The 19,166-nt window shown below is 65.8% G+C and carries 15 protein-coding genes; 3 read left to right on the top strand and 12 right to left on the bottom strand.

Annotation, left to right across the window (positions count from 1 at the left end; all coding sequences use genetic code 11):
- Positions 1–66 precede the first annotated feature (66 nt).
- Positions 67–441 carry a hypothetical protein gene (locus ETQ85_RS04030; protein ID WP_148577768.1) on the bottom strand — a complete coding sequence of 125 codons (375 nt, stop codon included), beginning with the start codon at positions 439–441 and terminating at the stop codon, positions 67–69.
- Positions 442–516: 75 nt separating this feature from the next.
- Positions 517–876 (bottom strand): hypothetical protein, encoded by a 360-nt coding sequence (locus ETQ85_RS04025; RefSeq protein WP_148577767.1) that lies wholly within the window; start codon positions 874–876, stop codon positions 517–519.
- A gap of 8 nt (positions 877–884) precedes the next feature.
- Here ETQ85_RS04025 and ETQ85_RS04020 point away from each other — a divergent pair, with 8 nt between their 5' ends.
- Positions 885–1,661, top strand: coding sequence for a ferredoxin--NADP reductase (locus ETQ85_RS04020; RefSeq protein ID WP_148577766.1), 777 nt, complete (start codon positions 885–887; stop codon positions 1,659–1,661).
- Between the two features lie 84 nt (positions 1,662–1,745).
- Here the strand turns inward: ETQ85_RS04020 and aroG are convergent, their stop codons facing one another.
- The 9 genes from aroG to ETQ85_RS03975 all read right to left on the bottom strand — a co-directional run bounded on the left by aroG (position 1,746) and on the right by ETQ85_RS03975 (position 14,849).
- Positions 1,746–2,828, bottom strand: coding sequence for a 3-deoxy-7-phosphoheptulonate synthase AroG (aroG, locus tag ETQ85_RS04015; RefSeq protein WP_148577765.1), 1,083 nt, complete (start codon positions 2,826–2,828; stop codon positions 1,746–1,748).
- A gap of 74 nt (positions 2,829–2,902) precedes the next feature.
- Complete coding sequence (locus ETQ85_RS04010) at positions 2,903–4,780, bottom strand: potassium transporter Kup (RefSeq protein WP_148577764.1); 1,878 nt, start codon at positions 4,778–4,780, stop codon at positions 2,903–2,905.
- A 27-nt stretch (positions 4,781–4,807) separates the two neighbouring features.
- Positions 4,808–5,491, bottom strand: a complete 684-nt coding sequence (gene kdpE, locus ETQ85_RS04005; protein WP_148577763.1) for a two-component system response regulator KdpE — start codon at positions 5,489–5,491, stop codon at positions 4,808–4,810.
- Positions 5,488–7,029, bottom strand: a complete 1,542-nt coding sequence (locus tag ETQ85_RS04000; protein WP_148577762.1) for a DUF4118 domain-containing protein — start codon at positions 7,027–7,029, stop codon at positions 5,488–5,490. The genes kdpE and ETQ85_RS04000 overlap by 4 nt, the downstream gene beginning before the upstream one ends.
- Before the next feature lie 256 nt (positions 7,030–7,285).
- On the bottom strand, positions 7,286–7,858 hold the full coding sequence (locus ETQ85_RS03995) for a hypothetical protein (RefSeq protein WP_148577761.1): 573 nt from the start codon (positions 7,856–7,858) through the stop codon (positions 7,286–7,288).
- Positions 7,845–8,645, bottom strand: a complete 801-nt coding sequence (locus tag ETQ85_RS03990; RefSeq protein WP_148577760.1) for a type IV pili methyl-accepting chemotaxis transducer N-terminal domain-containing protein — start codon at positions 8,643–8,645, stop codon at positions 7,845–7,847. The genes ETQ85_RS03995 and ETQ85_RS03990 overlap by 14 nt, the downstream gene beginning before the upstream one ends.
- Positions 8,646–8,648: 3 nt before the next feature.
- Positions 8,649–10,106, bottom strand: coding sequence for a metalloprotease TldD (gene tldD / locus ETQ85_RS03985; RefSeq protein ID WP_148577759.1), 1,458 nt, complete (start codon positions 10,104–10,106; stop codon positions 8,649–8,651).
- Positions 10,107–10,135: 29 nt separating this feature from the next.
- Complete coding sequence (locus tag ETQ85_RS03980) at positions 10,136–10,951, bottom strand: carbon-nitrogen hydrolase family protein (protein ID WP_148577758.1); 816 nt, start codon at positions 10,949–10,951, stop codon at positions 10,136–10,138.
- 22 nt (positions 10,952–10,973) lie between these two features.
- Positions 10,974–14,849, bottom strand: a complete 3,876-nt coding sequence (locus tag ETQ85_RS03975; protein ID WP_148577757.1) for a YhdP family protein — start codon at positions 14,847–14,849, stop codon at positions 10,974–10,976.
- A 171-nt stretch (positions 14,850–15,020) separates the two neighbouring features.
- Here ETQ85_RS03975 and glnE point away from each other — a divergent pair, with 171 nt between their 5' ends.
- The gene (gene glnE / locus ETQ85_RS03970; protein WP_148577756.1) at positions 15,021–17,714 is read left to right on the top strand and encodes a bifunctional [glutamate--ammonia ligase]-adenylyl-L-tyrosine phosphorylase/[glutamate--ammonia-ligase] adenylyltransferase; all 2,694 of its coding nucleotides are present in this window, start codon (positions 15,021–15,023) and stop codon (positions 17,712–17,714) included.
- Positions 17,715–17,809: 95 nt separating this feature from the next.
- On the opposite strand, the gene ETQ85_RS03965 is transcribed toward glnE, so the two are convergent.
- Entirely contained in the window at positions 17,810–18,760 is a 951-nt protein-coding gene (locus tag ETQ85_RS03965; protein WP_148577755.1) for an MBL fold metallo-hydrolase, read from the bottom strand.
- Positions 18,761–18,897: 137 nt separating this feature from the next.
- Here ETQ85_RS03965 and ETQ85_RS03960 point away from each other — a divergent pair, with 137 nt between their 5' ends.
- Positions 18,898–19,161: a hypothetical protein gene (locus ETQ85_RS03960; protein WP_148577754.1), complete on the top strand. Its 264-nt coding sequence runs from the start codon at positions 18,898–18,900 to the stop codon at positions 19,159–19,161.
- Positions 19,162–19,166: the final 5 nt, after the last annotated feature.

Genomic DNA, 19,166 nt, shown 5'->3' with positions numbered 1-19,166 from the left:
TGGGCCTTTTGCATGGTGTGTGGGCGATCACCGTCGCCCCAACAGCTCAAACCGGGAACCGCTCGCCTAGTCCTCCGTCGCCGCCGCCTTGCCCGATTTCGTCGGGGCCTTTCTGTCGGACTTCTTCTTCAAGCCCAACGCGGCAAGCTGGTCGGAGTTTTCGCCGTACTGGGCTTTCACCTGGTTCTTCACGCCGAGGATGGCGTCGTGGAATTGCCATTGGGCGGCCTGGGCGGCGTCGCGGGCGGCGGCGAGGGTGTTTTGGGCGTGGAATTCGGTGGCGAGGAGGGCTTGCAGGTTTTCGTGGAGCTTCGCGATGCTGCTGAAGGCGAAGTCGGGGTTGGCGGGTGCATAGCCGGGGATGGCGGTAAGGGCCATGAAGGCTTCGATGTCGGCTTGCAGGACTTGCGGGGAGACGCGGGAGCGTTGTGTGTTTGCCATGACTTCTCCAAGGGCGTTGGTTGGTTTCGGATGTGGAGGCCCACGGCAGAATATTTTCACATCATATAAAAACCGTCAATAAAACGTGACATTGGCATGAAACGGCTTTTTTGTTCGGAAGGCATTCGGGTGCGACAGATTGCCAATCTGGTCTGTCGAATTGGCAATGTGATGCACCAGATTGGTGATCGGACTGGCCAGATTGACAAGTTGCCCGGTCAGATTGGCAATCTGGCCCGTCACATTGCTTCTTTGGTGCGTCCGATTGGCAATTTGATCGGTCACATTGCCAATCTGGTGGGGCGTAATGGCAACCGGAACCTTGCGAGCACGACCTTCAGCCCACAACTTGATTTCAATCAGGCGTCGACAAGAATTTTCCGCTGTAAATTCAAGGCGAGACGAGGATAATGGCGGCCTTTCTGTCAGCCACATTCTTCCCCATGGCCGCCCACATCACCGAAAAAGTCCTCAGTGTTCATCACTGGAACGACACCCTCTTCTCTTTCACCACCACGCGTGATCGGTCGATCCGCTTTGAGAACGGCCAGTTTGTGATGATCGGGCTGGAGGTGGATGGCCGGCCGCTGATGCGCGCGTATTCGATTGCCAGCGCCAACTACGAGGAGAGCCTGGAGTTCTTCAGCATCAAGGTGCAGGACGGCCCGCTCACCTCGCGCCTGCAGCACTTGAAGCCGGGTGATGACTTACTGGTGTCGCGTAAACCCACCGGCACGCTGCTGCTGTCGGATCTGCTGCCCGGCCGCCACCTGTATCTGTTCTCCACCGGCACGGGCATGGCGGCGTTCATGAGCATCATCCGCGACCTGGATGTGTATGACCGCTTCGACAAGGTGATTCTGGTGCACGGCGTGCGTCAGGTGAGCGAGCTGGCCTATTCGCACTACATCACCCATGAGCTGCCGCAGCACGAGTTCCTCGGTGAGTCGATTTCGCAGAAGCTGATCTATTACCCCACCGTGACCCGCGAGCCCTTCCGCAACCAGGGCCGCCTCACCGATCTGGTGGAGAGCGGCAAACTCTTTGAAGACATCGGCCTGCCGCCGCTTGATCCGGCGGTGGACCGCGCGATGATCTGCGGCAGTGCGCCGATGCTGAAGGACAGCCGTGCCATGCTGGACGCACGCGGCTTCCGCATGTCGAAGCGCATCGGTGATCCGGCTGACTACGTGATCGAGCACGCCTTTATCGAGAAGTAAGCGGGCAGCGCCTGAAATGCAAATGGGGAAGCTGCAGTCAGCTTCCCCATTTTTACGTCGTGCCGCGTTGCGCGGCGTGTTGCCTTACTCGCCGGCGGCCCGCTTGACGCGGCGCTGACGCACGGCTTCGGCCAGCACGTCGAGCACGGTGAGGCTGTCTTCCCAGCCGATGCACGCGTCGGTGATGCTCTTGCCGTATTCCAGTTCAACGCCGGGCTTCAAGTCCTGACGGCCTTCCTTGAGGTGGGATTCGACCATCACGCCAATGATGCGGTCTTCGCCGTTGGCCATCTGGCCAGCCACGTCGTGGGCCACATTGACCTGCAGCTTGTGCTGCTTGCTGCTGTTGGCGTGCGAGAAGTCGATCATCAGCTTGCCCTGCAGGCCGGAGGCGGCCAGTTCCTTGCTGGCGGCGTCGACGCTGGCCGCGTCGTAGTTGGGGCCCTTGCCGCCGCGCAGGATGAGGTGACAGTCTTCATTGCCGGTGGTGCTCACAATGGCCGAGTGCCCAGCCTTGGTGACCGACAAAAAGTGGTGCGGCGACTGGGCGGCCTTGATGGCGTCGACGGCGATGCGGATGTTGCCGTCGGTGCCGTTCTTGAAGCCCACCGGGCTCGACAGGCCGGAGGCCAGCTCGCGGTGCACCTGGCTTTCGGTGGTGCGGGCCCCAATGGCGCCCCACGAGATCAGGTCGGCGATGTATTGCGGGGTGATCATGTCGAGGAATTCGGTGCCGGCGGGCAGACCGAGTTCATTCACGTCCGACAGCAGCTTGCGGGCGATGCGCAGGCCTTCGTTGATGCGGAAGCTGCCGTCCATCAGCGGGTCGTTGATGAGGCCCTTCCAGCCCACCGTGGTGCGGGGCTTCTCGAAATACACGCGCATCACCACCAGCAGGTCGTTCTTGAGGCGGTCGGCCTCGGCCTTGAGGCGGCGGGCATATTCCATGGCCGCGGCTGTATCGTGGATGGAACAGGGTCCAATCACCACCAGCAGACGGTCGTCGGCACCAAACAGGATGCGGTGGATGCCAGCACGCGCCTCGAACGCCGTTTCCGCCGCCTTGGGGGTGGCGGGAAATTCCCGCAGCATGTGGATCGGCGGGGCCAGTTCCTTGATCTCCTTGATCCGGACATCGTCGATATGGACTTTTGAGGAGGCGTGCATGGTGAATCCTGTCGGCTGCTTTATGGTGAGTCGATGATTCTAGCCCATGCACACGTCAGGAAGCCATGCGCGGCCTACAGCATGACTTGCGTGCCCAGCTCCACCACCTGGTTGGCGGGCAGCTTGAAGTAGGTGGCGGCCCCTTCCGACTGGCGCATCATCCAGCCGAACAGGTTGCAGCGCCAACGGGGCATCTGGCCGGGGCCATCGACGATGCTGGAGCGCGCAACAAAGTAAGTGGTGGTCATCGGTTCGAGTTCGAGGCCGTACTTGGCCGCCAGCGCGAGGGCGGCGGGCACGTCCGGTTCCTCGCGAAAGCCGAAGCGCGCATCCACGTTGTAGATGCCGTCGGCGAGCAGGGTCACGGTGACCCGCTCGGCGTTGTCGATGTGCGGGATGTCTTCATTCACCACATGCAAAAAGACGGTGCACTCGTGCATCACCTTGTAGTGCTTGAGGTTGTGGAACAGCGCACTGGGCACCAGCGAGGGCTCGGAGGTGAGATACACCGCGGTGCCAAAAACCCGCGGCACGTCGGGCAGCGGGCCCTTGATGAAGCCGGCCAGCGGTACGTCGATGCGGCAGCGCTGCTGCGCCAGCAGGCGGCTGCCTTCCTTCCAGGTGGTGAGCATCAGGAAGATGAAGGCGCCCAGCGCCATCGGCATCCAGCCGCCTTCACCGAGCTTGGTGAGATTGGAGCTGAAGAACAGCGCCTCCAGCACGCCAAACACCGCCAGCGCCGCCAGCAGGCCATAGCGCACGCGTCCTTCGCTCATCAGCAGGATGAAGACGGTGAGCAGCGTGGTGATGATCATGGTGCCCGACACGGCGATGCCGTAGGCCGCCGCCAGCGCCGCCGACGAGCGGAACTGCAGCACCAGCACGATCACCGCCACCAGCATCAGCCAGTTGACGCTGGGAATGTAGATCTGCCCGCGTTCGGTGTCGGAGGTGTGCAGGATGCGCAGGCGTGGCAGGTAGCCAAGGCGGGTGGCCTGCAAGGTCATGGAATAGGCGCCGGTGATGGTGGCTTGCGAGGCAATCACCGTGGCCAGCGTGGCCAGGCCCACCAGCGGTATCAGGAACCAGTCGGGGGCCAGCAGGTAAAACGGGTTCTGAATGGCTACCGGCGAACGCATCACCAGCGCCCCCTGGCCGAAGTAGTTGAGCATCAGCGCCGGCCACACCAGCCCGTACCAGGCCAGCCGCACCGGCTTGGCGCCAAAGTGGCCCATATCGGCATACAGCGCCTCGCCCCCGGTCAGCGCCAGGAACACCGCCGACAGCAGGATGAAAGTGGCATGGGGCCGGGCACTGGCAAAGTCGATGGCGTAGCGCGGGTCGATGGCGCGCAGCACTTCCGGTGTCTGCATGATGCTGGCGACGCCCATGGCCGCCAGGGTCAGGAACCAGATCACCGTGACCGGCCCGAAGAAACGCCCTACGTAGCCGGTGCCGTGCTTCTGGATCATGAACAGGGCCACCAGAATGCCCACCGTCACCGGCACCACAAAGTGCTCAAGGTGCGGTGTGGCGACGCTGATGCCCTCCACCGCCGACAGCACCGAGATGGCCGGGGTGATGATCGCGTCACCGTAGAACAGGGCGGCGGCAAAGATGCCCCCGCCAATGGCCAGCAAGCCCCAGCGCGGGCTGCGCGATACCCGGTGGGCCAGGGCGGTGAGCGCCAGCACGCCGCCCTCCCCTTCGTTGTCGAAGCGCAGCACCACCCACACGTACTTGAGGGAGATGATTACCAGCACGGCCCAGAAGAAGGCCGACAGGGTGGCCAGCACATTCATGTCCGTCGGATCAAGGCCGTGGGAGCCGATGAAGGCTTCCTTGAAGGCATACAGCGGACTGGTGCCGATGTCGCCATAGACGACACCGAGCGCCGCCAGGGCCAGACCGGCGGTGCCGGACTTCGAGTGGTTTGTTGCAGACGGGTGCATGGAAAACTCCGTGAGTACTGCGCTCGTTCAGATCTGGAAGCGGTAGCCGACGCCGGTTTCGGTGAGGAAGTGGCGCGGCTGCGCCGGGTCGTCCTCGAGCTTGTGGCGCAAATGGCCGACGTAGATGCGCAGGTAATGACTACTGTCGCTGTAGGCCGGGCCCCACACTTCGCGCAATAGCTGGCGATGGGTCATGACCTTGCCGGCGTTGGCGATCAGCACGCCCAGCAGGCGGTATTCAATGGGTGTGAGCTTGACCGGCTCGCCACGGCGGCTCACCTGACGGCGCGAGAAATCCACGTCCACGTCGCCAAAGCGCAGTTGTGCCGCCTCGCCGTCGGGCTTGACGCGGCGGCGCAGCAGGGCCCGCACGCGGGCCAGCAGTTCGCCCACCGAGAAGGGTTTGGTGAGGTAGTCGTCGGCGCCCGCATCGAGCACGCCGATCTTGTCGTGCTCGGTGGAACGGGCCGACAGCACCAGCACCGGCGCCGTGGACCAGACCCGAAAGTCACGGATGAACTGCGTCCCGTCGCCGTCCGGCAGGCCCAGGTCGAGAATCACCAGGTCGGGCTGGCAGTTGCCCGCGTCGATCAATGCCTGGCCGCGGGTTTCGGCTTCGGCCACACGGCAGCCCTCGCCTTCGAGCGCAGTGCGCACAAAGCGCCGGATCTGGCGTTCGTCCTCGACAACGAGAATCTGTGGGGCCGTCATGGGCCACCCTCCGGCTCAGGGGGTTCGGGCTCGATGGCCGGCGGTGTTCCGAGGGGCAGCGTGAAGGCCACGCTGCCCCCGCCGCCGGGCGGATTGAAGGCGCGGATGGTGCCACCGTGGGCCTCGATGATGCTCCGGCAGATCGCCAGCCCCACGCCCATGCCCACCACGGGGGCCTCGACCGCACCACGCTCGAACAGATCGAACACCCGGCTCAGGCTGTCCGCTGGAAAGCCGGGCCCGCCGCTCGTCACCTGCACGTCGACAAACTCGCTGCCCGCCTGCGCGGCCAGCAGAATCGGCGTATCCGGCGGGGCGTACTTGGCGGCGTTCTCGAAGAGGTTGCAGAAGACCCGCTCCAGCAAAACCGCGTCAAAGTGAACCAGCGGCAACTCGCCCAGCCCGCTGACCTGCACCGGATGCCCGTCCATGGCGCGGCCGAGCAGTTGCAGGCTGGCCCCGACCACTTCTTCGAGGGGCTGCCATTCCTTGCGCAGGCTCACCCGCCCGGCCTGCAGGCGGGCCATGTCGAGGAGATTGCCGACCATGCCGTTCATGCGCAGGGCCTGGTCACGGATGGCCTCGGCCGTCTCCTGCGCGTCGGCGGGCAGCGGCGGACGGGTCAGCACAAGGGAATCCGCCAGCCCGTAAAGGGCCGTCAGCGGGGTGCGCACATCATGGGAGAGGGCAGACAGGATGGCGCTGCGCAGGCGTTCCGATTCGGCTTCAAGCTGCGCCGACTGGGCTGCATCCACGAAATACAGGCGTTCGACCGCCGTGGCGACCAGCGAGGCCAGGGCCTCCAGCAAGGGCAGATCGCCGCTGGCACTGTCCGGCATCGACGCCACCAGCACACTTCGTCCCCGGGTCGATCCGCTCAGGGGCAGAAAGTGGCGGCGAAAGCCGGGCGCGTCGGTGGCGCCGGATTCAACGGCCAGCCCGCCGTCGACAGCCATGCGGGCCATTTGCAGATCCAGCGCGGCAAGCGGCCCGGCAGCCAGTGTCACCGGTGTCAGGGTGTCGTCCGGCGCCGGCAGCAGCAGCCACAGGCGGGCGCCCAGATGGGTGGCCATGAACGCCCGCACCGCCAGTTCGACCTGAGCCGGCGACATCGCCCCCGCCAGCACTTTGGCCAGGTCATACAAGGCCCGCGTGGCTTGCTCCCGGCGCTCGGCGTCACGCGCCTGGCTGCGCAGGCCGGCGGTCAGCTGGCCAACGATCAGGGACACCGCCAGCATCACGGCGAAGGTCACCAGATACTGGCCATGGCTCACTTCAAACGAGAAGCGCGGCGGCACGAAGAAGAAGTCGAACAGGGCCACGCTGCCCAGCGAGGCGATCACCGCCGGCCCGCGGCCGAGCCGGCTGGCCACCAGCACCACGGCCAGCAGGAAGAGCATCACCGTGTTGGCCAGGTCGAGCACCTCGCGCAGCGGCAGCGCCACCGCCAGTGCCGCCACGCAGGCCAGCAACGCCAGGGCGTAACGGCGACCTTCGGAGATCGGCTCACGGGCAGCAAACGGAATCAGGGCAGGCATGCGCAGAGTGTTGCACTGCCCACATAAAAATGGCGTAAAGAAAGCCGATTCAAACTGCGGCAGGGGCTGAATCGTCAACGCCCCCCTGTGGGTCGGACTTCAGTCCGACTCAGCGGGCGGAACGCGCGTTGTCGGACTGAAGTCCGACCCACAAGGGCTGGTGGTGGGGCGTTGTCGGACTGAAGTCCGACCCACAGGGGCTTGTGGTGGGGCGTTGTCGGACTGAAGTCCGACCCACAGGGGGCTGGTGGGGGGGTTAGCGGCGGATCTGGATGCCCCAGCCGATGCCGCCGAAGCGGGGGCGGCCGGGGTAGCCGAAGGGGTAGCCGTAGAAGGGATCGCCATAGGGTGCATAAACCGGCGGATAGGCGGCGCGACGGGCACGTTCGACTTCGGCGCGCGCCCTGTCGAGGGCGGCGGCCTGTTCGGTGTCGCGGCGCACCTTCTCGGCGGTGGCCTGATCCTGCACCCAGCGCTGGTGGGCGTCGGCAAGCGCATCCAGCACTTCCGGCGCAACACCTTGCTGACGCAGGCGAATGGCCTGGGAGGGCGTCAGGGCATGGTGGGTGCCGGTGCTGCGCAGGGTTTCGATGAGAATCGGCGGCGGCACAAAGCGCGATTGCTGCACGATCTCGTCAAGGCTCAACGGACGCCCGGGTCGGGCGGCGTCGATGCGGGCCAGGTCGGCGGGGTCGAGGCGCTGGATGGCCTGCGGCGAGGAAACCGGCGTGGCACAGGCGGCCATCAGCAGCGCGCCCGCGCCCAGCACCGGAAACAGCCAGAAACGACGGCTCACGAAGAGCGTCCCCGCCCGATCAGTATTCGACATCCCGCGCCGATTTCTCGTAGAGGCCGACCACTTCGTTCATCTGTTCAAGAATGCGTTCGCTGGTGGTGGCCACGTTGGTGGCGGCACGCTTCTGCTCGCCGGCATCGCGCATCCCCAGGGCGTTCTGGAAGAAGAACCACTGCTGCTCGACCAGGGCCAGCTCTTCCTTGATGTGGGCGGAGTTCTGGGGGGCGACCTTGAGTTCTTCGTGGGCCTTGGCGAACTCCTTCACCGCGGCATCGAGCATCTCGCCGGCCTGCGTGACATTGACGCCCATCTGGCGGAAGAAATAGGCCTTGGCCATGCGCTGGGACAACATGCGCTGACGCCCGGAAACATTCACCAGACGGCCCAGCGCCGTACCGGCCGCCTTCTCGTAAGCCTGGGTGAGCTTCTGGGCGGCCGTCAACGCTGCCTCGCTGACGGTCCACACGGCCTTGGGGTCGCTGCGCAAGTCGGCCAGCAGCGGCCGGAAGCGGGACCATTCCTGCTCCAGTTGCTGGAAGGCCGCCCGCACCTCATCGCTGGGGGCAAAGGACTTGAGTTCGCCGAGTTGCTGTTCGAACAGGCTGATCGACTGGGTCAGCAGGGGCTTGGCCTTGTCGGGCAGCACGCCCAGCACCAGCATCAGCCAGGCCTTGGCCATGCGCAGGGAAAGCATGCGCTGACGCCCGGCCTTGTTGATGGCCGACGGCAGGGACAGGCCTGCGGCGGCGGGCGCCGCCCACAGGTGCGTGGCCGGCAGACAACACACGCCGGCAAGGCTGAGGAAGGTGCGGCGATCCATGGCTCAGCCTCCCGTTCCGCCGACGGTCAGGCCGTCGATGCGCAGGGTGGGCTGACCGACGCCAACCGGCACGCTCTGGCCGTCCTTGCCGCAGGTGCCGACACCCGGGTCGAGGGCCAGATCGTTGCCGATCATCGACACGCGGGTCAGGCAGTCGGGGCCGTTGCCGATCAGGGTGGCACCCTTCACCGGGCGGGTCACCTTGCCGTCTTCGATCAGGTAGCACTCAGAGGTCGAGAACACGAACTTGCCGGAGGTGATGTCCACCTGGCCGCCACCGAAGTTGGCGGCGTACAGGCCATTCTTCACCGAGGCGATGATTTCGGCGGGTTCGTGCTGGCCGGCCAGCATGATGGTGTTGGTCATGCGCGGCAGCGGCAGGTGGGCGAAGGATTCGCGACGGCCGTTGCCGGTGGGCTTGACGCCCATCAGGCGGGCATTCAGCGTGTCCTGCATGTAGCCGACGAGGATGCCGTCCTCGATCAGCACGGTGCGCTGGGTGGGGTTGCCTTCGTCGTCGATGGTCAGCGAGCCGCGGCGATCCGGCAGCGTGCCGTCGTCCACCACGGTAACGCCCTTGGCGGCCACCTGCTGGCCGATGCGGCCGCAGAAGGCCGAGCTTTCCTTGCGGTTGAAGTCGCCTTCAAGGCCGTGGCCGATGGCTTCGTGCAGCAGGATGCCGGGCCAGCCGTTGCCGAGCACCACCGTCATGCTGCCGGCCGGCGCCGGGCTGGCGTGCAGGTTGACGCGCGCCTGATGCACCGCCGCCTTGGCAAAGCCGGTGAGCACTTCGTCGGTGAAGTAGCCGTAGTCGTAACGCCCGCCCCCCCCGCTGGAGCCCTGCTCCCGGTGGCCGTTCTCTTCCATGATCACCGACACCGAGACGCGCACCAGCGGCCGCACGTCGGCCGCCAGGTGGCCGTCGCTGCGCGCCACCATGATGACTTCCCAGGTGCCGACGAGGCTGGCCATGACTTCCTTGACGCGCGGGTCTTCGGCGCGGGCCATGGCTTCGAGGCGTTCGAGGAGCTTGACCTTGGTGACGTCGTCCAGCGAATCGTGCGGGTTGTCACCCCGGTACAGGGCCAGCGGCGGCTTCTTGACGGCCTCGATCTTGTGGGCCTTGCGGCGCCCGCTGTCGGCAATCGCACGGGTCGCGTCGGCGGCGTCCTTGAGGGCCTTCAGGCTGATGTCGTCGGAGTAGGCGAAGGCGGTCTTCTCGCCGGTGATGGCGCGCACGCCGACGCCCTGCTCGATGTTGAAGCTGCCCGACTTGACGATGCCTTCTTCGAGGCTCCAGGCCTCGGAGCGGTGGTACTGGAAGTACAGGTCGGCGTAGTCGAGCTTGTGGCGGAAGAGCTTGCCGAAGACCTTGTCCAGATCCTCGAAATCCAGGTCGTAGGGCTTCAGGAGCAGCTTGCTGGCGAGCTTCAGGGGATTGGGTGCAGGATTCTTGCTCATGGTCTCTGGGGGAATGGGTATTCGCTCGGTTAGCTGAGTTTGCGGTGCTTGAGGGCCGGCAGGCTGGCGCGGACTTCGGCGATGCGCGCCGGGTCCAGGTCGGCAACGACCACGCCGGGGCCTTCGGGCAGACGGGCGAGGACGTCGCCCCACGGGTCGATGATGAGGCTGTCGCCCCAGGTGCGCCGGCCATTGGGATGCACGCCGCCCTGGGCGCTGGCAAGCACGTAACACTGGTTCTCGATGGCCCGCGCGCGCAGCAGGATTTCCCAGTGGGCGCGGCCGGTGGTGTAGGTGAAGGCGGCCGGCAGGACGATCAGGTCGGTCTCGCCCATGGCCCGGAAGAGTTCGGGAAAGCGCAGGTCGTAGCAGATCGACAAACCGACCTGCCCGCAGGGCGCCTCGAAGCTGACCACTTCGTTGCCGGCCTCAATGGTGGCGGATTCGTCGTAGTACTCGTCGCCCTTCTGGAAACCGAAGAGATGGATCTTGTCGTAGCGGGCCACACGGCGGCCTTCGTCGTCGAAGACCAGGGTGGAATTCTTGACCTTGTCCGGGACGTCGGCCTCCATCGGACAGGAACCGCCGATCAGCCATACCTTGTGGCGACGCGCGGCATCCTTCAGGAAACTCTGGATCGGGCCGTGGCCCTCTTCTTCGCGGATGCGGATCTTGGCGGTTTCATCGCCGCTGATGAGCGGAAAGTATTCGGGCAGCACCACCAGACGGGCGCCCGCGGCGGCGGCTTCGCCGATCAGGCGGTCAGCGTCTTTCAGGTTGGCGTCCACGTCGGGGCCGGAAACCATTTGTACGGCGGCGATGCGGCAGACCGGATTGCTTGTCATGGATAGGTCCTCGCTGACGTGGCTATTGGGGTGCAAGCGGTGGCCGGGATGCCAGCTTCTCGACCTTGGGGTCGGACCAGGCGCCGGTCACGGCATATTCGAAACTGAACAGCTTTTCCACGGGGTCGCGCAAGGCTTTTTGCACCAGGTAGGCGGCCAGGCCAAGGGCCGGGTTGATCGCGCCGGTGGTCGCAATGGCCGAACCCACCGCAATCGACTCGGACAGGGTCGGCTGGACCTTGACCCGCAGGTTCTGGGTTTCCCGCACCGCGTCGGCCTCCCCATTCATGAAGACCCGCGCGGCCGGCCCGAAAAGCTCAAGGTCGTCGGTACGCAGCAAACCGTTATTCATCTGGATGCTACCGGAAATGCGGTCGAAGGCGAATCCTTGGGAAAACACGTCGCGAAAATCCAGCGTGATGCGCCGCGGCAGGGCCTGCAGGTTGAGCACCCCGAGCAGGCGGCCGACGCCCGGATCGAGCTGGGTGAACTGTCCGCTCTCCACGTCCACATGCATCTTGCCACCCAGCGTCGGCATGTGCAGCGCGATGGGGCTGCCGTGCCAGACCACGTCCCCCTCCATCACCGCCTTGCCGCGCCGCACCGCTTCCGGGTAGCCGAGGCGGGTGAGCATCTTTTCCACGCTGACCACATCGAGCTTGAAGTTGAGCCGGGTTTCCTCCCGGGCTCCCGGCCGCCACACGCCGTTGCCGGTCAAGGTGCCGTCCGGGTTGGCGATGCTGAAATTCTCCAGCCGCCACATCTCGCCCCGGTTAACGGCCTTCAGGTCGAGCTTGCCGAGGGAATGGCCACGGAGCACGAAACTGTCGGCGCTGATGTCGAGGCCGGGCAACTCGGACAGGCGTTCTTCGTCGGGCCGGGGGCTGTCGCTGCCGTCCTTGTCATCCTTGCCGGCCGTGCCCAGCGCCAGTTGCTTGAAGCGCGCCTGCAGACGGCCGCGGCCCTGCTCGCGCCACACAAAGTCGCCGGTCGCTTCCTTGCTGGTGAGGCGGGCCTGCCAACCGCCCTCTTCCATCACCGCACGCAGACTCACATCGTTGAGCCGCTGACCGAGCATGCGCAGCTCGCCGGCACGCAGATTCAGCCCGGACAAGGGGAAGGCACTGTCGCTGTCGCCCGCGGCCTTGTCGGCCTCGACGCCGGGGCTGGTACCGGCCAGGGCCTTGCGCCACGCGTCGGCATCCAGCTTGTCGGCAGTGGCGACCACCAGCACGCCCTTGTCGGCCAGCCGAACCGGTTCGTTGAGGGCCATGCCGCCGCGCACGACAAGCGTCCGGCCGGCTTCATGGCGACGCTGGAACTGGGCCTGAAAGAATGATCCGGCCGCCAGCTTGAGGGTGTCGCCGGGGGGGGCACCATTGGCAGCAGCGGCGGCCAGCATCTCGAAGCGGAAAGGCAGGATGGCCGCCGCCGACTTGTTGAGGGGATCGGGCAGACTCGACACGACGCCCTGCAGGTTGCTGTCGAGCACGAACTCGACGCCACCGCGTTTCTGCACGGCGATGGTGCCCTTCCATGGCGCACTGCCCGACAGGTGATCGAGCAGCGGCAAGTCGAGTTCCCGGCGCAGGGCGAGGACGCTGAGCGTGCCCTGCGCATTGAGGAGCACGCTGCCGTCCGGGCGACTGCCGCCGGTCACGCTGACCGGATCGCCAAAGATGCGGGCGGTGCCGTTTTTGACGGTGAGCAGGCTTTCGGTAAAGCCGACCCGCCCGCTGGCCTCGGTGAGCACCGGCATCGCCGGGTCGAACTGGAGCTGGTTGTGTGCAAACTGGAAGTCGCCGCGCACCTTCGACTCGGTCAGCTTGTGCAGCGGCAGCACGAGTTGCAGATCGAGGCTGCCCTTGCCCTCGGCGCGGAAGGGGTCGGTGAAGCGGTTGATCATGTCGGCCACCGGACTGTCGGTGATGAAGCGCAGGAAGTCCTGCGTCGGACCGAGGGCGGTGCCGCGAATGGTGAGCACGTCGTCGGTCTCGAAATCCGGCAGCACGGCGGTGACGTCCTTCAGGTCCACGCCGAAGATGCGGCCCCGACGGGCCTTCACGGTCATGCCGGCGCCCTCGAAGATCAGCTCGCCGGAAACACCTTCGATCTTCGGCCAGCCGGGCGCGTAGTCGAGCTGGCCGTCGGCCACTTTGGCGGTCACCCGGAAGGTACCGTCGCGGGGATTGCGGAACGGAAAGCGGGCCAGGTTGCCCTTGAGGGTCAGGCGCGTGTCCATGGCCCGGCCACCGGTCAGACTGGTCTGCAGCCAGTCGCGGGCAGCCTTGTTCACCACGCTGGGCATGTAGCGCCACACGGCGGTGCCGTCGGCTTCCGACAGGCGCGCCTGCAGATCGATGTCACCGGGCGTGTCGGGGCTGGCCCGATAGCGTCCGGACGCGGTGCCGCGGGCGTCGCGGTTGGCAAAGTTGACGCTGGCGAGGCTCACTTCGAGCACACCTTCGGGATGACTCCAGGAACCCTCCGCCGCCAGTTCGGCCAGGGCCAGGCGCGGTTCGGCGAAGATCTGCGGCAGCGCGATGGAGGCATCCTGCCCCGACAGCGTGAAGCGCCCGCCCCGCTCGGTGCCCTCGATGCGCCCGGACAAACCCGAGAAGCCCGGCCATGCGCCCAGCGGTTCGATGCCCAGACGGATGAAGCGCGCATCCACCTCGTAGGTGGCGAGCTGCCCGGCCTCGCCGCTCCATTTCACGTTGAGGGGCGCCACGCTGCCGACGGGGCCCAGCTCGGCAAGGCGCTTGCGGAAGGTTTCGTCCAGCGGCAGGCGCCCGGCCAGCCGCGACAGGGCCCCCAGGTCGAGCTGGTTGGCGATGAATTCCCCCTGGGCCGGCGTGCTGCCGCGCTTTTCCTGCAGACGCAGGAAGAAATCGGTGGGCGCCACCGTCATGCCGTCGCGGGCCTGCAGGCTCAGCCGCTTGCCACTGGCTTCGATGACGCCGTTTTCCTCGCGGTAACGCAGGCGCCCCGCCGCACTGGCCAACGGAATATCGTCCAGCCCGGTGGCCAGCCGCGCCCGCGCATCGCGCAGGGCGAAGTCGGCGGTGATGCCGCTGATCCGTCCCCCGGCAAACTCCAGCCACGCCCGCAGGCCGCCGGCACCGTCGGCGGCGAGGGGATAGTCGACCCACTGACGCCAGGCGCCGAGGTCGGCATAGTCGAGCCCGGCGTAGAACTCGCCACGCCATTCGTCGAGGCGGGCCGGATCGCGGCCGCGCAGGTCACCACGCACATCGAGGGTCGCCGCGAGCTTGACCGGCGGCTGCGCACGCAGGCCGAAGCGGTGATGGGCACCGGAGTTTTCGAGGCGGAAATCGAGCTTGTCGAGCACCAGCGTGTCGGCCTGGCGCAGGGCGTCGCTCCATTCGAGGCGGGCGTTGCGAATGACGATCTGGCGCTGGTCGAGCAGCCATTCGGCAAAGCCGCCACGCTCGCCGCCGGTGTTGACCTTCAGGCCGGCAACGAAGATCTGGCCGTCGGCCTGGCGCCGGATGGACAGTTCCGGCGAATCGATTTCCAGCCGGTGCAGGCGCAGGCGCAGCAACAGCAGCGACGACCAGGCCACCTCGGCATCCACCCGGTCGAGGGTCATGGCCTCTTCACCGGCAGCATCCTTGATGCTCAGTCCGCCCAGTTGCAGGCGCGGATGCAGACCGGTCCAGTCGGCAGACAGGCTTTTGATGTCGACCGGCAGACCGATCGAGCGCGACAGCAACTGGGCCACTTCGCTGCGATACGCCGGTACGCCCGGCAGCACCAGATGGCGCACGCCGACGAAGACCAGCCCGCCCACGAAATAGGCGATCAGGCCCAGCCACGCCAGCTTGCGCAGACACAGGCGGGGCAGATGGAGAAAGGACAGGCGCCCCTCAGCCACGCAGCAAACGGCCGCCGGCCGCGGCGGGCCTCATCGGGACGACAGCAGGCGGTGGCCGGACATACAGCCGGGATGCGACGCATCGGGCATCAGGCTTGACGAAAATCAGTCCGGCAGACATAACGGAGGGCGAACATAGACAATTCCGTATTCTACCAATCGCCCTTCCCCATGTCCGAACAGCCCACTGCCCTGCCCCAGCCCATCGAGGACGCCCTCGCCTGCTCCCGCTTTTTGCGCCGTCAGCTCGACAGCCGTCCGTGGCTCGCCGCGCAGTTGGTCAAGAGCATCGACACGCCCCTCGACGCCACCGCCCTGCGCGACTACCTGCGCGACGAGAAGGTCGACGACAACAACCTCAAGCCGGTGCTGCGCAAGTTGCGGGCGTGGGTGATCTGCCATGCGCTGGTACGCGACATCGCGGGCCTGGCCGATCTGACCGAAGTCACCGAAACGATGAGCCTGCTGGCCGACATCGCGGTCGAAACGGCCCACGACATCCTGCGCGAGCAACTGGTGGCCCGCCACGGCCAGCCGGTTTCGGCCGACGGGCGCGAGCAGGAATTCATCATCATCGGCATGGGCAAGCTCGGCGGGCGCGAGCTCAACGTGTCGTCGGACATCGACCTGATCTTTGTGTACCCGGAAGACGGCAGCACCGCCGGGCCGCGAATCATCGACAACTTCGAGTTCTTCACCAAGCTCGGCAAGGGCGTCATCCAGGCCCTCAACGACATCACCGGCGACGGGCAGGTCTTCCGGGTGGACATGCGCCTGCGCCCCAACGGCGATTCAGGCCCGCTGGTGGCGAGCTTCGACATGCTCGAAAACTACTTCATCACCCAGGGCCGCGAGTGGGAACGCTACGCCTGGATCAAGGCCCGCGTAATGACCGGCATCCGCGGCGCCGAACTGAGTGCCATCGCCCGCCCCTTCATCTTCCGCAAGTACCTCGACTTCGGCGCCATCAACGCCATGCGCGACCTGCACGCCCAGATCCGCCGCGAAGTGGCCCGCAAGGACATGGCCGACAACGTCAAGCTCGGCCCCGGCGGCATCCGCGAGATCGAATTCCTGGCCCAGGTCTTCCAGCTGATCCGCGGCGGGCGCGACACCGCCCTGCAGATCAAGCCGACCCTCAAGGTGCTCGGCAAGCTCGCCGAGCGCGCCATCATCACGCCGGAGGCCGAACGCAAGCTGGTCGTCGCCTACACCTTCCTGCGCAACCTGGAACATCGCCTGCAATACCTGGACGATGCCCAGACCCACAACCTGCCGGGCACCCCGGCCGACCAGGCGATCATCGCCCAAGCCATGGGCTTTGCCAGCTACGAGGCCATGCTGGTGGAGCTGGACACGCACCGGGGAACGGTGGGCCGGCATTTCGACAGCGTCTTTGGCGACCCCACCGAAAAGGGCCACGACCTCGACAACCTGTGGGCCAGCGCCAGCGACGAGGACCTGTGCAGCGCCGAGTTTGAGCGCCTCGGTTACCTCGACCCGCCCGCCGCCGCCCGCCGCCTGGCCGCCGTGCGTAACGGCAACCGCTACCAGCAGATCCCGCCGTCCATCAAGCTGCGCTTCGATCCGCTGATCCCGCGGGTCATCGAGGCCGCTGCCGAAACCGCCGATCCCAACGCCACCTTCGAGCGCCTGCTCGACATGCTCGACGCCATCAGCCGGCGCGGCTCGTATCTGGCCCTGCTCCAGCAATACCCGCAAACCCTGCACAAGGTGGCCGAACTGGTCAGCGCCTCGGCGTGGGCCGCCCAGTTCCTCAACCTCCACCCGATTCTCCTCGACGAAGCCCTCGACCCGCGCATCCTCGAAGAAGAGCTCGATCTCGACGCCTTCCGCGCAGAGCTTTCCAAGCAGCTCGAAGAAGCCGAGCCCGACATGGAACGCCAGATGGACCTGATGCGCGAACAGCACCACGCGCAGGTCTTCCGGCTGCTCACCAAGGACATCGCCGGCCATCTGACCGTCGAACGCCACGCCGACTTCCTGTCGGCCCTGGCCGACATCATCGTGGACCTGACCGTCACCATGTGCTGGCGCAAGATCAAGAACCGTCACCGCGACGAACCGAAGTTCGCGGTGCTGGCCTACGGCAAGCTGGGCGGCAAGGAACTCGGCTACGCGTCCGACCTCGACATGGTTTTCGTGCATGACGACGACGCGCCCGAGGCCGCCGAGATCTACACCCGCCTCGGCCAGCGCACCAACACCTGGTTATCCGCCCAGACCGCCGCCGGCCAGCTCTTCGACACCGACCTGCGCCTGCGCCCCAATGGCGATTCGGGCCTGATGGTGGTGTCGCTGGAGGCTTTCCGCCAGTACCAGCTGGAAAACGCCTGGGTGTGGGAGCACCAGGCCCTGACCCGCGCCCGCTTCTGCGCCGGTGACCGGGACATCGGCCGCAAGTTCGAGGCCATCCGCATCGAAGTGCTGCGCCAGCAGCGCGACCTGGCCAAGCTGCGCGAAGAAGTGCTGGCCATGCGTCAGCGCATGGTGGACGCCCATCCCAACAAGACCGAAGGGCTCTTCGATCTCAAGCACGACCGGGGCGGACTGATCGACGTGGAGTTCATCGTCCAGTACCTGGTGCTTGGTTACGCCCACCAGCACGCCCGCCTCACCGGCAACCTGGGCAACATTGCCTTGCTCGGGATGGCCGGTGAGCTAGGGCTGATTCCGGTCGACCAGGCTGCCGAAGTGGCCGACACCTACCGGGAATATCGCCGTCTGCAACACGGCCTGCGTCTCAACAACCAGGTGTCGCGAATCGACCGGGAACAGGTGAGCGCACGCGCCGCCTGCGTGCGGGTGCTGTGGAACCTGGTATTCAGCGACACGCTGGCCTGAACGCATCCGTGGGTCGCCCTGTAGGTCGGACTTCAGTCCGACAGCGCCTGGTTGAACGCGTGTTGTCGGACTGAAGTCCGACCTACAGGATCAGTTCAGTCTTTCGCGCGGGCTCCCAGCCACACATCCAGCCCCTGGGCGTTGAGTTCCACGTCCAGGGCCAGCAGCTTGCGCCAGTCGGCTTCCGGCAGGGTCCAGCCCTGGCGTTGGGCTTCTTCTCCGACCAGCTCCCACACATCCGCCTCGATCAAGGCCTTGCGCTCGGCGCCGGCATTGGCGTGACGCTCGGCAATCGCCACGTGAGCATCGATCAGACGATGCAGGTCGGCCGCCAGACGCGGCACATCGGTCACCTGCGCGTAGTGGGTCAGGTACATGGCCGCCGGCTGCTCGGCCTCCATGCGGGCGATGGACGCGTGCATCGCCTCCGGCTCGAACTGCACCGGCGTGGTGGTCGGAAAGATGCTCGGCCGGCCATTCACATCCAGCGCCCGGTATGACAGGCCAAACGTGTCACCGGTGAAGAAGCTGCGGCTGACGGTGTCGAAGTAACACACGTGATGGCGGGCGTGGCCCGGCGTGTCGAGCACGCGAATCACCCGCCCGGCCAGATTCAGCTCCAGCCCCTCGGTGGCCTCGATGATGCGTTCCGGGGCGACCGGAATCAGCTCGCCGTAGAGTTCCTTCGCCCGCTCGGCGCCATACACGGCAGAAACCCCGGCGAACAGCTTCGACGGCTCGGCCATGTGCCGTGCGCCGCGGGAATGCACCACCAGCTTCGCGTTGGGGAAAGCCGCCATGAACGCCCCGGCGCCCCCCGCGTGATCAAGGTGAATGTGGGTCAGCAGCACGTAATCCACGGCCTCCGGCGACAGCCCGGTTTCGGCCAGGGCCTGCTCCACATGCACCAGCGCATCGTTGTTGCCGGTATCCACCAGCGCCGCCCGTCCGTCCTGCTCGATCAGGTGGATCGCCGCCACATCCGGCCCCGTATAAGCGGAATCCACAGCGTAGATGCCGTGCCCAAATCCCTTCAACCCCTGCATGGCCATCTCCTTGAAAAAGGTCGTGATTTTATCCGCCAACGGCAAGCAAACAACCCTTGCGCCTCATCAATATTTCTGCTTTGCAAAAGGCGCCAAATAGGTCCAAACAGAAGGATGATAACGAGGAGGGAAACACCATGCTGACGCTACAAGACTGCATCGAACTGTCCGACCTGTCCGAAGACGAAATCCTCGCCATTGCCGAACACGAACATATTCCCGAAATGGTTGCCGTCGAAATGGGCTGCTACCTGTGCCACACCCCCGAAGGCGAAAAACGCATCCGCCGCATGATCGTCGACGACATTCAGCACGCCCGCGAAAAAGGCGACACCGAGCGTATCTCACTGCTCAAAGCGGTGCTCAAGCACTACATCGCCGAACATCACGTCACCACTTAGCCGGA

Source organism: Zoogloea oleivorans (assembly GCF_008107625.1).
Lineage (GTDB): Bacteria > Pseudomonadota > Gammaproteobacteria > Burkholderiales > Rhodocyclaceae > Zoogloea > Zoogloea oleivorans.
The sequence above is the reverse complement of the archived record's forward strand: the minus strand, read 5'-3'. Positions and strand labels throughout refer to the sequence as shown.

Excerpts from the sequence above, each read along its gene's own strand:
- ETQ85_RS03995 (WP_148577761.1), bottom strand. The coding sequence starts at position 7,858 with ATGTCGAATACTGATCGGGCGGGGACGCTCTTCGTGAGCCGTCGTTTC.
- ETQ85_RS04020 (WP_148577766.1), top strand. The coding sequence starts at position 885 with ATGGCCGCCCACATCACCGAAAAAGTCCTCAGTGTTCATCACTGGAAC.
- ETQ85_RS04000 (WP_148577762.1), bottom strand. The coding sequence starts at position 7,029 with ATGCCTGCCCTGATTCCGTTTGCTGCCCGTGAGCCGATCTCCGAAGGT.
- ETQ85_RS03990 (WP_148577760.1), bottom strand. The coding sequence starts at position 8,645 with ATGGATCGCCGCACCTTCCTCAGCCTTGCCGGCGTGTGTTGTCTGCCG.
- ETQ85_RS03960 (WP_148577754.1), top strand. The coding sequence starts at position 18,898 with ATGCTGACGCTACAAGACTGCATCGAACTGTCCGACCTGTCCGAAGAC.
- ETQ85_RS03965 (WP_148577755.1), bottom strand. The coding sequence starts at position 18,760 with ATGCAGGGGTTGAAGGGATTTGGGCACGGCATCTACGCTGTGGATTCC.
- ETQ85_RS03980 (WP_148577758.1), bottom strand. The coding sequence starts at position 10,951 with ATGACAAGCAATCCGGTCTGCCGCATCGCCGCCGTACAAATGGTTTCC.
- ETQ85_RS04025 (WP_148577767.1), bottom strand. The coding sequence starts at position 876 with ATGTGGCTGACAGAAAGGCCGCCATTATCCTCGTCTCGCCTTGAATTT.
- glnE (WP_148577756.1), top strand. The coding sequence starts at position 15,021 with ATGTCCGAACAGCCCACTGCCCTGCCCCAGCCCATCGAGGACGCCCTC.
- kdpE (WP_148577763.1), bottom strand. The coding sequence starts at position 5,491 with ATGACGGCCCCACAGATTCTCGTTGTCGAGGACGAACGCCAGATCCGG.
- aroG (WP_148577765.1), bottom strand. The coding sequence starts at position 2,828 with ATGCACGCCTCCTCAAAAGTCCATATCGACGATGTCCGGATCAAGGAG.
- ETQ85_RS04030 (WP_148577768.1), bottom strand. The coding sequence starts at position 441 with ATGGCAAACACACAACGCTCCCGCGTCTCCCCGCAAGTCCTGCAAGCC.
- ETQ85_RS04010 (WP_148577764.1), bottom strand. The coding sequence starts at position 4,780 with ATGCACCCGTCTGCAACAAACCACTCGAAGTCCGGCACCGCCGGTCTG.
- tldD (WP_148577759.1), bottom strand. The coding sequence starts at position 10,106 with ATGAGCAAGAATCCTGCACCCAATCCCCTGAAGCTCGCCAGCAAGCTG.